The 13,765-nt window shown below is 50.6% G+C and carries 7 protein-coding genes; all 7 read right to left on the reverse strand.

Annotation, left to right across the window (positions count from 1 at the left end; all coding sequences use genetic code 11):
• Nucleotides 1–130: 130 nt before the first annotated feature.
• The gene (locus MUN46_RS09265; protein ID WP_243377654.1) at nt 131–1,564 is read right to left on the reverse strand and encodes a C69 family dipeptidase; all 1,434 of its coding nucleotides are present in this window, start codon (nt 1,562–1,564) and stop codon (nt 131–133) included.
• Between the two features lie 99 nt (nt 1,565–1,663).
• A complete protein-coding gene (locus MUN46_RS09270; RefSeq protein WP_243377655.1) occupies nt 1,664–6,304 on the reverse strand; it encodes an AAA domain-containing protein in 4,641 nt (1,546 codons plus the stop codon).
• A gap of 35 nt (nt 6,305–6,339) precedes the next feature.
• Nucleotides 6,340–7,191: a hypothetical protein gene (locus tag MUN46_RS09275; protein ID WP_243377656.1), complete on the reverse strand. Its 852-nt coding sequence runs from the start codon at nt 7,189–7,191 to the stop codon at nt 6,340–6,342.
• A gap of 3 nt (nt 7,192–7,194) precedes the next feature.
• Complete coding sequence (locus MUN46_RS09280; protein WP_243377657.1) at nt 7,195–8,622, reverse strand: methyl-accepting chemotaxis protein; 1,428 nt, start codon at nt 8,620–8,622, stop codon at nt 7,195–7,197.
• A gap of 2 nt (nt 8,623–8,624) precedes the next feature.
• Entirely contained in the window at nt 8,625–9,455 is an 831-nt protein-coding gene (locus MUN46_RS09285) for a hypothetical protein (protein WP_243377658.1), read from the reverse strand.
• A 32-nt stretch (nt 9,456–9,487) separates the two neighbouring features.
• Nucleotides 9,488–10,927, reverse strand: a complete 1,440-nt coding sequence (locus MUN46_RS09290) for a hypothetical protein (protein WP_243377659.1) — start codon at nt 10,925–10,927, stop codon at nt 9,488–9,490.
• 280 nt (nt 10,928–11,207) lie between these two features.
• Complete coding sequence (locus MUN46_RS09295) at nt 11,208–13,748, reverse strand: molybdopterin-dependent oxidoreductase (RefSeq protein ID WP_243377660.1); 2,541 nt, start codon at nt 13,746–13,748, stop codon at nt 11,208–11,210.
• Nucleotides 13,749–13,765: the final 17 nt, after the last annotated feature.

The following is a 13,765-nucleotide window of genomic DNA, read 5'->3' on the forward strand; positions in this document are numbered from 1 at the left end:
CGCTGGATAGATTTAAAAAGAGCCGAAAGCCTTGAGTACCAGGCTTCCGCACAAGGTTTGATAAAGAAATCACGGAAAAAGTCAGGAAAAAAACCGAGGGAAGCAAACCCTCGGTTTTTCGAGTTGCGTCTTAATCCTTATTTTTATTGTTCCTGAAGAACACCTTTTCCTGGATTTCACCGGTCAAAGTCGTAAACGCTTCATTCAGGAGCCGCTCAGCAAGCTCCTCCGCCTCGGCCAGAATCCGGAGATTGAAGCTGTTGAGAAGGTCGTCCGCACGCTTGGGATCCACCTTGGCGAGCTTCAGATATTCCTCCTCCATCGCCGTCTGACGGATGGCAGTCGTCTTTTCAAAATCCCTGAACGCTGCCTTCACTGCGGGCGCAAGCTTCGTGTAATCCGTCATCACCAGCGTCTGCAGCTTCCGGTACTTCCAGTACACGGAAAGGCTGTCAGCGTGGTCGGTGCCAAGGCCGTAGTGTAGCGGGACAGCCTTAAGACCCTGGTAATAAGGCACGAAGACGGAAAGGTCTGCCATGCCGAAAGCCATGTACTGCACGCAGCCGATCGCCCGAGGGAGCCAGGGCCTTACCTGCAGCACGTGCGCTTCGTAGGTCCGGAACACGCTGATCGGGCGCCAGGGCTCCTCGCCGCGCAGGCCCGGATCATAGGGATCGTGCTCGGTGCCCTCGTAGTGGTCGCGCATCACGGCCTTCAAGTCTTCGAGCGTGATTTTCCGCTCGGGTTTGAGATAAACGGGGAAGCTGCGCCCCGCCGCCGGATCCTGCACGAGCGACGGATTGAAGCGCTTCTGCATGATCCAGACCCGGGGATCGTTGTAGATGCGGTCGCGCCCATCGTCTCGGGTATAGGCGCGGGAAAAATCAAAAGCGCCGTCCTTTTCCGGACTCCAGAGGCCGTTCTTCCTCGCAAATTCCATCAGGCTGGGAGAAGCCATCTGGTCGTCGCGCTTTGGGTCATATTCCCGCAGCCGCCCCTGGTTCGCGGAGGCGAAATAGGAGTCCGCCGGAGTCCTTTGGGCCATCCACTGGTGTCCTGTGCCGGTTTCAAGGTACCAGGAGTCGTGGTCGTCGATGAAGCCCACCCCAAAGCCTTCGCCGCAGCCCTTCTCCTCAATGATGCGGCCAAGGAGCGCGCAGGCCTCGCGGGCGCTGCGGGCCTGCATGAGAAGGACGTCGGCGATGTCGTCTTCCGTGACGCCGGACTCGGTGTTGTAAGGATCAAAGGCCAGGGCGTCGTCGCGCGCGAAGATCGATTCCGTGCCGGTGAGGCCCACGCCCTCGCTGTTGAACCCGGCAGCCCCGTGCAGACCCGTCTGCCAGTTGGGGACCGTCGTGTAGCGAAGCGTCTCAAAGGGATAGGGATACTCGAAGGCGGTGGCACCGTGATGGTCCTTCGTTCGGTACATGGAGCCCGAGGGATGCTGCGCCGCCTCGTGAATCACAAAGTGCTGGGCCTTGAGCGCGCTGCTGTCGGCGCTGCGAGCCAGAAGGAAAGAGCCGTCAGCCGAAGCCTTTTCGCCCACAATAATCGTCGTACACATAAATTCGTCCCTTCCAAAAAATAAGGTCCAACGGAAATAAATGCTATGGCCTTACGAACAATTGTCAAGAAATATTTAAAATCCGCACCTCCACCTATTTCAGGAAACAGCATTCTGTGCATTTTGATTTTCATTTAGTTGCCCTATTTCGACGGCTTTATTTTCTTCAATTTGCACATTGGCAAGAGTATTTGGACTTTCATCCTTATTGTCCAGAAGGCTGACCGCAGCTTTAATACGTTCCAAAAGCTCAGTCGTTTGGGCAGGCTGCTTTATCTCATGGAACGGGAAAATTTCCTGTTCGTTTAACTGATTACATACCCGGTCAATTGCTGCTTTAGGATCTCTGTAAAACTCACCGCCCCTCAAGCGGATGAATTTCCAGCCCATGCGCTCCAAAATTGCCTGACGCTTCAGGTCATTTTCTATCTGGTCTTCATCCGAATGCCACGCATCTCCGTCACATTCAAGCGCGATCTTTTTCCCTCCGCAACGGACAACAATATCAATGAAGAAATTCCCTGCGTGATGCTGCTGCTCGACGGAGTAACCACGCTTCAACAGGGCTTTGACAACATCTATTTCGAATTGAGAATCTGCTTTTGTCTCAATGCTGGAGGAAATCCTCTCATCCCATGGTGCCGAGGCCCACTCAAATAACTTCCTGCGGATATCCTTTTGAGACAATTGCGTATTGGGGTCAAAAGAATGCACCAGCCAAAGCTGGTCCCGAGCACGTGAAACAGCTACGTTCCAACGCTGCTTCTGCGAATTGTTTGCCCCATCACTCACAGTTCTTAGCGCAGCGCCGTCACTGGCAGGGCTATCCACTAAGGACAGCAAAATGACATCTCTCTCATCGCCCTGAAAGTCTGCGGACAATCCCACTCGAATATGGCGCTCTTTCATGACCCCTGCGCCCACCGTTTCAAGCAGGCAGTCGTTGACGCAGGCAACCTGGCCTTTGGAAGGCCGAGCACCTGAGATCATGACTATGACCCCAAACGTTTTCCCGTCATATTCAGGCTGCTGAATACAAGCCTGGATGATCTTTGAAATGGCATGGGCTTCTGCAATATTGGAGTCGTCCGGGCGGCGCTCCCCATCCACTCGCCATGGGACAATAGCCGGCTTGAGCCTGGACATTGAGGCATCCCGAAGCGGAAGAACATTCCCGCCATATGAAAGCTGATTGCAGAAACCAATGATTTCCGGAACACACCTGAAATGCTCTCTCAACATCAAGGGTTTGCAGGTAGTCTTCGCTAAATCGTATAACGAGGTCTGAGGGAAATAACTCCTCCAGTTAATAACCCGCCCTTTGAGGAACTGGTCCACCAGCCCTTTAAACGATTCCTCTTTCACCCCAATGGACAGAGGTGAAACCTGTTCATCATCACCGACAATAAGCACTTTTTTACCTAGGACGAGTACAGGAGCTGTAGTGATGTCGCTTTGGCTGGCCTCGTCCACTATGACCACATCAAACTGATTTTTTAAGGTAAAAGCATTTAGTGCCTTTCCAATCGGCATAATCCAGACAGGGACCGCATCCCCACAGTCTTTGATAGTTTCCCTCGCGCAAGCCCGATACCTCTCAGCATTTTTTCCCGTCCCCTTCCCAATTTTTTTCACGATCTGCAGCCAAGCGACAAGCTTCTGCATTTTTTTGGTCCCGCTAACTTCACCGACGGTATGGGACCACGCCATCTCGCTGACTAACTTAGAAGTCAGCTGCCTGAACCGATCCGACAAAGTTTCTATATCCCGTTGGAGCACATCGGGATTTTGAAGCAAGTACTGCTTAAAAATGTTATTCAGCTTCAACCATTTCCAAGCATCCTGGATTTGTTCAGGACATTCACTATTTTCGTCGAATCCTGGACGGCGTTCACGCAGTGCCGAGGCCCATTCGGGCACGCATTGCTCAAGCTTCACTAGCAATGATTTTCGCCTTTCCGCCACAGGAACTAGTTGAGCAAGGCTACGGACACGGCTAACTGTTTTCAGGTATGCATTGGCGTCATGGAGGATGCCATCCGCTAAGGCAGGCAACAGAGGACTCTGCGAAGAGTTTTTTAAAACACTGTCAGCGGCATGATTTAATTGCGCGCGAAATTCCCGTTCTTTAGAACGACACTCTTCTATTTCAACAATGATAGATAGAGATTTAAATACAAAATCGTCAAATTGGACAACGAATCTGTCCGGTTCCAGTATCAGGCTCTGCGATTCGGACAGAATATCTGCCTTCAGGCCTAATGAAAGTAATTTTTTTGCCAGAGGGACTACTTGGTCAGGCCACCATTTTATGGCTTGGTCCAACAGAGGGAGAACCTGGGAATAAATAACAAACTCAGGATATTCAGCTCCGAAGTCGTCATAAGCGGGACCGTCCCCTCCCTTTTCTATCAGCAAAGACCACAGCCTCCTGGCAGACTCTCTCTTGCTCATGAGATCTGCATATAGACGGACCGCCTCAAATTCCTGATTCGTCCTTGGCGACTTTTTGTTCACCTTGACTGCATCAAGAGCTGCATAGGCGCTCCTATGCAGCAGCTTATTCAGAAAATTGGGCTCCCCTTCCAACCCAGCTTGAGACAGTTCATCCATAGCCTTCAGGATTACTGGCAACTGAGACGAGTCATGGATTTGAACAGGCAGTGTGTTGGCGACCAGACTGTATTGGGTCGCAGCTTCGCATACCTTTTTCAAAGCGCCCGACAGACTTTCCCATTGTGCAGCCATACCACCACCCATAATTCCGGCAGCAGCTGCTTTTCGGGCCCAATGATCAGGAGGCAGACGTAAAGCAGGGTTTGAAATTACCGGCTTCAGCCGAATAAGAGCCTGCAGCGCCCTTGAAGGCACGCAAACAGAGAAACCCGGAAAATCATATTTGTTAACTGCTTCCTCGCTTAGGGCATCACTTCCCTCCACAGCCAGCCTGACATTTAAGCTATTTATTTTTTCAGCTATGACCTTCAGGCGCTGGTGCAAGGTAAAAATGCTTTGCGTGGCGGGGAGATCTGCTTCTTGGGGCAACGGCCTGCACAATAATTTTTCTGCTTCCCGAGGCAATTGAGAAGCCGTTCCATACAGCTCTTTTAATTCATTATCCGTTAACGGGAAATGGTCCGATGTTCCGACAGCCTGAAAAGGGATCTTATTTGCCAGATTTTCATTTTCATGAAGCCATTTTCCTAGGTCTGAAATTGACCAGCTCTCTCCATCAAAAACCTGAGTGCCTACTTCCTGGTGAGCCAATGCGAATAATTTTTTTTGTTTTTCCCTCAGCTCCTGTATTAGATCGTGTCGGGCAGACAGGTCTTGCTGGATCTTTTTTTCCAGCAGGGAAGGAACGCTTTCCAGTTCAGAAACTCTATTCGTAAAATCGCGGACAGTATCCTGTATGTCATTTTTGTCTCCGGTATCAGAAATACACAGGGGGCGCAAAGCTTCTGGCAATTTACTTTTCAGTACAGCAAGAGCCTGCGGCTTCTGGCTTGTGACGAGAACTTTTTTTCCTGTTGCCAGAAGATGCCCGATTACATTGGCAATGGTGTGGGTCTTTCCTGTTCCCGGCGGCCCTTGAACAAGCACACCTGGGCTGCGTTCGAGCAACCTGGCAATTCTCAGCTGCTCAGCGTTGGCCGGTTTGGTTAGGAAGATTTTCTCGTCAAAACCCGAGTCTTCGCACCATGTCTTATCTTCGTCTGCAACTCCGGTTTGCTCTTCAGACTGTTTACGTTCACTTAAGCCTGAAGTCAAATCAATTAAAAATTGCGGGATTTCCGCCCGTCCCTTATCAAATCCATCAAGAAAGCCCCGGACGGCTTCTTCAACTCCGGAGGGGCGATTTTGGACCCAAATCGCAGGGCGGTGCATCAAACCATAAAAAATGTTCGATTGGAAATCCGGATCTTTTTCCATCCAAGCACTGTTTTTGGAAAAAGAGTTGGCAAACTTTTTAAAATCATTGATAAATTCACCTGGATCAAATGGATGTATGAGGCCATCTTGGAGGGCAGCCCTCAGACCAGCGCAGCCATCCAGGTGAAAATCTGCATTCTCTATGGCACTGAAAATATCAGTCCTAAAAACCGGCTTTTCTTCTGTGCTCCGTGTTAAAAAGATGCGTGGGTTTTTCCCACTCGTATCGAGATGAAAATTAACCGCCTGGACATCAATCGGATGGTAAATTGAACCATGTGCGTCATCAGACACAAATAGTATCGAACCGGCACAGGCCATTAACCTCATACCGCTTGATTCTATAAGCTGGGCAACAGAATAGAGCCGATCGAAATACTTGTTAGCCTCGGAGGCACGCAGGTAATTGCACTGCCATACCGAATAAGCCTTCAGCCATTTATCCCGTTCTTCCACACGTGAAGGATTTTCCTCAAAAGAGACTTCATCCTTCGAGGGTTTAAAAGTCTTCTTCCAGTTTGGACTGCGCCAGTCTCCATCTATCCAGTTCTCAAGTTCAACGGATGGAGACGGGGGCTTCGGAAACTGTTGTCGTTCAACGGACAGCAGCACATCGTCATCCTCCCTGCCAGACCATAACTTTATTCCCTGCAAAGAAGGATCAATTTTATCGGGATAAAGCGACCATTCATACTTATCCAGCCGTAAAACGGCGTGTTCCCGTAATTTTGAAAATTCGCCGGCAAAAGACAAAAAGGACTTGACAGCCTGTTTTTTTTCTTGGATGGATGGCTCTTCCGTTTTCATTTCAGAGATCCTTGAAACTTATGCAGCTGGCGCAATCAACGTATTTCATATTTATAAAAGCCATGTTCTATCTGGTGTCTGGCCTTTACAGCCGAGTCTGAATCAGGGATCCGATTGCGCAGCCGCACAAAATACCGGCACGCCTGACCTTCATCCGCCGTTTTGGAATATTGGAGTATGCGTTCTTCTATAGGCAGGAACCTGCCCATCGGAATCGGCTCGCCAAACAAGGGTTTCAACGCTTCAATTGAAGGAATCCGATCAACCTGCTGCTGCCTTTCTTCCGGCCAGGCCCTGTTAATGACCACCTTGTTTTCAGGCAGAAGCGTGACTTCAAACAGATACTGCGGCCGCCCCTCCTGGGTAAGCCAGCAGGGAGGAACATCCAGGCCTGCCCGCTTGCAGTATTTCAGTTTGGAATTAACCCCCTCCAGAGTCTTTTTGCATTCGCTCAGAGTTTGCGGAACCTTTGAATCATCCTGAGGAGCGGGAGTTGATTCCTTTTGAAGGGTTTTAGCCCGAATTTTGACATAGTCGATTACATCAGTCCTGAACCTTTCAAATTCGGGGCCGGCGATGCCCTCTTTATGCGTACTTTGCCAGGCCGCCAGAATATTTTTTCCTAAATCAATAATCTGGTGAGATTCTTCTGGCGAAGTACCCAATACCACAGACACGCATTTCTCGCAATGGCTTAAGGGGTCAATAGCTTCATCTCCCGGTTTGGTTGGGCAGACGCAAGAAAAAGCGCTGCCAACGCATCTGTCAAGCTGCTCCGACTTATTTAAAAGCAGCACCCCCAGCAGCATGACTAGCAAAAGCAAAAGCGTGAAAGCTATTTCCGTCAGGGACAGAGAAAAAGTCGAGTCTTTCTTTCGGATATCCATCTTTTAGTTAAAGAATCTGCGAAAAAACGGTTTATGAAGCTCTTCAGCAACTTTGTCTGCACTGGAGGCTATCGCCTGCGCCTTATCTTCAAAACCATTCAAACTCTCATTGATCGTCCGTGTCTGATCCTTAAGGGCCTGCGCCTCTTGGGTTACCGCCTGCAAGGAATGTTTGATGTCTTCGGAATAATTGGACAGCTGTTCCAGCGACTTTGCTCTTTCCAGTGAAGCGGTAAATTTATCTATAGCATCAGCCAGCCCCTGTGAGCTTGCGCGGATGGACATGCCGGCCGCCTGGGCGGATTTTTCAATTGGGCTCAGGTCTACCCTGGTGTTGGAAACTTCCGTTGAAAATGCCTTGGCAGCCTTCGATGCTTCCAGAGTTCCCTGTCCCAAGGTAGAAGTCAGTTTTGAAATAGCCTCAGAAACGGCGTCAGAATTCATTTTTTGAGCTAAGCCATCAGCCGCATTCAACAAGCTGTCTGCTGCCTTTCCCATGTTTTCATCACTTCTCTTCACCTGCCTAGCCAGTTGGGAAATCTGAGCAGAAAGAGCCGCCCGAGTCTCAGCAAAGGATTCCACCATCCCTGCCGCACTGCTTTCTATAGTCTTTTTAACGCCCGAAGAAAACTCCTGCTGCTGTTCCATCAACTTTTTGTTATTTTCACTGCTAGCCTCAAATTGGCTGTCAAGATTATCTTGAAAAGCCTGCGAAGTCTCACCCATCAATTTTTCGACCTGCTGCTTCATGCTTTTGAGAGCAGCCAAGGTTTCGGCATTTGACTGCTTAAGGCTGCCCTGAATGTTTCCAGACAAAGAAAGCATGTCTGCTCTTGTCCTGTTGAACGCATTTACCGATTCCACAAGCACTGCATTGAGTTCCCTCAAATTATGGGCGGTTGCTTGTATCACTATGGTCGTGGGGTCAGAAGAGGAGACTTCCACAGGCTCTGGTTTCCTGAATTCTGTTTTCTCCCCTAGGCTTTCAGATAAAAATCCGGCAAGCTTGTCCTCTTCTTGACCAAAGGTGACGTAATAGATCCTAAAGGCCATGCCCACACCAGTGGTAACCATTGCTGCCGCAAAACGTATGGCAATGCTCCCTATGTCAACATGGACTGAATCGAAATCAGCCATTGCAAGGATGATGGAAGCAATGGTGAATACAAAGCCCAGGTAGTAGCAGCTATCACCAAAAACTGTCTTGACTTGGTAGCTTTTGTTTCTGACTGCTAAAGCGCCATAAACCAAATAAACAGACATGAATCCCAAAGGAACCCAGAAACCCAGGCTCCAAGGTTCATTTAAAAACCAGGCAAGTATGGCCGAGCCTATTTTCAGGGCAAGGATGACCATAAAAACCCATTTTAAAAATGGAGGCAATAGGTTTGGGTTATTATCCTCTGTTTTTTTTGGTAATTTAATTTTCATTTTTATTTTCCGACAGGAATTACTGAATCAACAGTTGCGCCATCTTTTAAAAAGTATTGCTCCCAAAATGCCAGATTGCTTTTGGTCTGCAGTCTAGGATCATTGACAAAGTAATAAAGCTGCACCCCCACATTTGGGAGATAAGCTTTTGTTTCTGAAGCATAGGGGCTCCCTTCAAAAGCCGTAAAAGATGGAGTTCCCCGGTAAAGTGAAAAGCCTTCTGTATTTTGTAGCATATCTGAAAAAATCAAAAGCTTGCGCTCTCCTCTCACATTCCATTTTCTTAGAGAATTTACAGAAGCAAATTGTATCGTTTCCATAATAGGGGATATTTTTTCTGGTTCTTTTTTACTGGTCAATTTCTCAATGAGTTTGTCTATCGGCTTGGCAAATTTTTCGTAAAACCGTTTTTTCATCAGTTTTTCGTTTTCATTTAAAGGGTTGGCATCAGAACCGTCGCGCGGCTTGCAGACTTCGATCAGAGGTCGGCGATTGCTGTTGGGATCTCCGCTGATGCTATAAAGGCTCAACAACTCCCCGTCCTTCATTTGTTTTCTGACGAGTTGCTCCATTTGGACTTTAAAAAAATCTGCCTGTATTGGGCTTAAAGGATCAGTTTCATCTACGAGAACTATCGTATGCCCGACCGGCGTCGGCTCTCCATTGACCACAGGGCAACCGAACGTGGAATCAACGGTTTTATGGGAAAAATAAAGATATACAGCAGCGACTACTAAAATGCATGTGATTGTCAGTAATAAAACAATGGCAAATGTTTTGTTGTTGGATTGGTTATCGTCAATTGATTCAAACGGATCATTTTCATTGCTCATGGTATTCAAGCCCCTTTCAATGCTAATTTGTTTTATTTAAGCAAAAGCTGATATTTTTCCAAAAGCTCCTGCTTTATAGCCGGCAAGTCATCATCCAAGGATTTCGACATCGCCTGGCATTCCGCATAAATTTTGTAATCTAAATTCATGTCAGGAGCTTGCACTTCATTGGCCTTTAAAAGGATCCCGTCGGTTGAAGAAAAATAAACGGGAGGTTTTGTTTTTCGTTCACTTGCATTTACAGCCCTGAATTTTTGAATCAATGCTATGACAGCGGCCCTGGCAGAAGCTAAAGCAGACTGATATTGAGTAAATATCAATTCTTTATCTTGAATGCACAAGCGAAGGTTCCCGGTCGCCCCAGAAACAGTAGAACAATAATTTTGCAGTTTGTTTGAATACTCATTAAATTTATTTTCTATAAGATTATGACGTTTTGAAGCAAATTTATTCCACTTTTGCAAGGCTCTATTTCTCTTTTCAGACAATTCTGAATACCCTGGGAAAGGGTCTGCGTTTGATTTAAAGCCATCGTATGCCGCACAAAATCCCACAATAATTGTGAGGAAACATAAAAGAAAACTAAAAATATCTGACAATTGGAATGGGGACGAAGCCAACGCATTTAACGCCACCACTTCCGGCCTGTCTATATCCATCTGGAGGCAGTCCCTATAATGCCCAACCATCAACGAATAAAAAAGTAAAGCAGCAATCCACGCAACCGTGAACAGCGGGGTTATATATTTCCAGGGGCCGGTCTTTATATTAAAATGCGGAACAATAAACTTTCCAAATCCAAATGAAACACCTACATTAAATATAGAAAAAAAGCAAGCCATGGCTGCGCCGGCAACCAAGCCGCCTTCTAAGTTTGTTGAAAAAAGGCTTGCGTTAAAAAAAGACTCTATTACGACCAGAAATGCAGATATTGCAAAGGTAAGCAATCCATCCTTCAAATTGCGAGATTTTCCAGCAGGCCTTGTAATATGATATTTTTCTCTGAAATCATAGAATTGTTTTTCAGCGGCCTCTAATTCTTTTTTTTCCTTATCAAAGAAGTGTTCATATTGATCTAATATCTTTTGGCCTTCAATATCAAACATTTTTGGAATGTTTCTGGCATTGTTGTCATTTTGTTTGATATCATCCGCAAGCTTTTCAATTTCTTTTGTTTTATTATCTATCCCAGCTTTCAAAATCTGATTGTATTTAGCCACTGCATCAGGATAGTAATTGTCAATTTGCAATTCCTGAACAGACCTTAATTTAGAATCCGAGGGCGGTTCTTCTTTCCACGCCAAATTCTTAGCTACATAAACAAGAGCGAGCTTTTTAATTATTTCATCAGTTGCCAATGGCGGGAAAGGCGAAATAGAGACATCTAATTTGATGTTGTTTTGGTGGGAAATATTTCTTGGGCTTTTATCCACTGTGACTTCAATTTTGGCGCCGCCCTTAACCATAGCCATTTTCACTCCCTTCTTGCCAAGCCCAATACCAATATGAGAGGCATTCTACAAAAAAATACAACTTATCTAAACAGAACATACCGGATCGTGAGATCCTGTGAGCAGACTGGTTCCTGGTTTAGCAGCTATTCGCCAAGGCTTTTCCGTCCGGGGCACTGCCAGGTCTTTAACTGCCCGACTCTTCAGCAGAGACATGGAAAAGGCCCCGTTCCTGAATAGGAGTGGGGCCTAGCCAAGGACTTGACTTGAAGCCTGGCTACCGCCAGGCGCTGTCCTTAGATTACCTGATCACGCGGTCAGGCTGGTTGTAGACCGTAACCGGCGGAACCGCGCCCTTCCAGAGCGAGACCTGTACGTTCGCGGTGGAAGCGAGGTTGCCGCGGGCGAGCTTCGACGTGGGCTTGTCGAGCACGAGGGTGTTCGAGTTGCCGCGCACGTCGACTTCGCCTTGGGCGGTCTGCGTCGGGTTGTACCAAGCGCCGTGGTGCAGCACCACAACGCCCGGGATGATGCGCTCGGTGATCAGAGCGCCCACGAGCACCTTGCCGCGGCGGCTCTGCACCAGCACGAGGTCGCCGTTCTTGATCCCGCGGGCCTTCGCGTCCTTCGGATTGATCCAGAGCGGCTCGCGGTCCTCGATCGCGGCGCGCGAGCGGGTGTTCGTGCAGTCGAGCTGGCTGTGCATGCGGTAGCGGCTCTTGCAGGCCATGAGGGCGAGCGGGTAGTCGCGGGTCGCGTGCGCAACGCCTTCGGTCGCGACGAAGTAGGTCGGATGCGGCTTGCAGTCGTCGTACTTGTAGGAGGCGATCTTGGGCGAGTAGAGCTGGATCTTGCCGGACTCGGTCGAGAGCCTGTTCTTCTCAGGATCCTTCCTGAAGTCCTCGAACATCACGTAGTTGCGGTTCTTCTCCGACACGTCGAAGAGCAGGTAGCCCTTCTTCCAGAAGGTGTCGAAGTCGGGCATCGGCGAGCCGATCGCGTCGCCCGTCTTCTTCGTGTCGTTGTAGACCTTGCGGATCCAGCCCATCACCGTGCGGCCTTCGGTGTACTCCTTTTCGATCCCGAGCTTCTTCGCGAGGAGCGAATAGATCTCATAGTCGTTCTTCGCTTCCCACTGCGGTTCGATCGTCTGGTGCATCGCGACGAAGCCGTCGTTCGAGTACGTGCCGATGTTCGTGATGTCCGGATGCTCGAAAGCCGTGCAGGCCGGGAAGACGATGTCGGCGTGGCGCGCGGTCGCGGTCCAGACGTAGTCGGTCACGATCACGGTGTCGGGCTTCCTGAAGGCGCGGGCCACCTGGTTCGTGTCGGGGTGGTGGGCAAACGGGTTGCCGCCGCCCCACATCACGAGGTGGACCTCAGGATAGGTCACCTTCTTGCCGTCGTAGTCGACGGTCTTGCCCGGGTGCAGCAGGCAGTCGGAAATCGCGGCGACCGGAAGCACCTTGCTGCCCTTCCAGGGCAGCTTCGAGGGATGCACGGGCTTCACGTTGCTCGGAATCTGCGGCATGAAGGGGGCGTTCGAAAGCGGAGAGCCGTCGGAGCTGTAATGGTAGTTGGTGCCGAAGCCCCCGCCGGGCAGGCCGATCTGGCCCAGCACCGAGGCGAGCGCCACCATCATCCAGTGGGGCTGCTCGCCGAAGTCCTCGCGCTGGATGCCCCAGCCGAACATCAGCATCGTGCGGTGCTCCTGCAGCTCGTGGGCGAAGGCGCGGATCTTCGCGGCCGGCACGCCGCAGATCTTCTCGGCCCACTCCGGAGTCTTCTTCACGCCGTCTTCCGCCCCGAAGATGTAGGCGCGTAGCTGCGGCCAGCCGTAGGTGTACTTCTCGAGGAAGGCGTGATCGGCCTTGCCGGTCGACTCGAGCTCGTAGATCATCGCGGCCATCATCGCGACGTCGGTGCCGGGATTCGGGGCGATCCATTCGGAGCCCAGGTACTCGGCCGTGTCGGTCATGATCGGGTTCACGGAGAAGGTCTTCGTGCCCTTCTTCTTCAGCGCCCGGAAGTAGCCCGCGTAGTTGTGAATGGTCGTGAACCAGTCGATGTCGTTCGTCACCAGCGGATCGCAGCCCCAGAGCACCACGCGCTCGGAGTTCTTCACCACGACGTCCCAGGACGTGCAGCGCGGGTCGCCCGTGCCCACGACGTAGGGCATGATCGTGTTGATGGCGGCGGTGGAGTAGCTGTTCCTCTTGCCGATGTAGCCGCCCATCAGGTTGAGGAGCCTCTGCATGCAGGGGACGGAGGCGACGATCTTGCCGGTGCTGTACCAGCCGTAGGAGGAGCCGTACACGGCGGAGGGGCCGTAGGTGTCGTAAACGCGCCTGATTTCTTTGGCGGCGAGGTCCAGGGCCTGGTCCCAGGAGACGCGCACCCACTTGTCGCGGCCACGCTGTTCACGCGAGGCCGAGCCGTTCTTCAGATAGCCTTCGCGCACCATCGGGTAGCGGATGCGGGCGGAGGAGTACGGGAGCTCGGCCAGGCCCTGCAGGTTCACGGAGGGCGCGTAGTCATGCTCGAACGGCATGCAGGCGACGATCTTGCCGCCCTTCACCACCGGGCGCACGACGCCCCAGCGGAAGGCGGTGATCGAGGTGCCGTCGTTCAGCTGCGACTTGCCGAGGTTGAAGGTGCCGGTGAGGCCGAGGTTGGACTCCGGAAGCTCCTCGGGCCAGAGGGCCGCGCTCTTTGCGGCGGCGGGATAGCCCTCGTGGACGGGGCGGGCGGCCGGAGCCGCGTGGACCGCCGGAGCGGCGGCAGCCGCTGCGCCCGTGAGGGCAGCGGTCTTGAACAGGTTGCGACGAGAAATCCCAGTCATTTTTATACCTTAAAGGT

This window comes from Mesosutterella faecium, assembly GCF_022809315.2.
Classification (GTDB): Bacteria; Pseudomonadota; Gammaproteobacteria; order Burkholderiales; family Burkholderiaceae_F; genus Mesosutterella; species Mesosutterella faecium.

Bases quoted from the DNA above. Each gene is read 5' to 3' on its own strand.
- MUN46_RS09265 (WP_243377654.1), bottom strand. From the start codon at position 1,564: ATGTGTACGACGATTATTGTGGGCGAAAAGGCTTCGGCTGACGGCTCT.
- MUN46_RS09270 (WP_243377655.1), bottom strand. From the start codon at position 6,304: ATGAAAACGGAAGAGCCATCCATCCAAGAAAAAAAACAGGCTGTCAAG.
- MUN46_RS09275 (WP_243377656.1), bottom strand. From the start codon at position 7,191: ATGGATATCCGAAAGAAAGACTCGACTTTTTCTCTGTCCCTGACGGAA.
- MUN46_RS09280 (WP_243377657.1), bottom strand. From the start codon at position 8,622: ATGAAAATTAAATTACCAAAAAAAACAGAGGATAATAACCCAAACCTA.
- MUN46_RS09285 (WP_243377658.1), bottom strand. From the start codon at position 9,455: ATGAGCAATGAAAATGATCCGTTTGAATCAATTGACGATAACCAATCC.
- MUN46_RS09290 (WP_243377659.1), bottom strand. From the start codon at position 10,927: ATGGCTATGGTTAAGGGCGGCGCCAAAATTGAAGTCACAGTGGATAAA.
- MUN46_RS09295 (WP_243377660.1), bottom strand. From the start codon at position 13,748: ATGACTGGGATTTCTCGTCGCAACCTGTTCAAGACCGCTGCCCTCACG.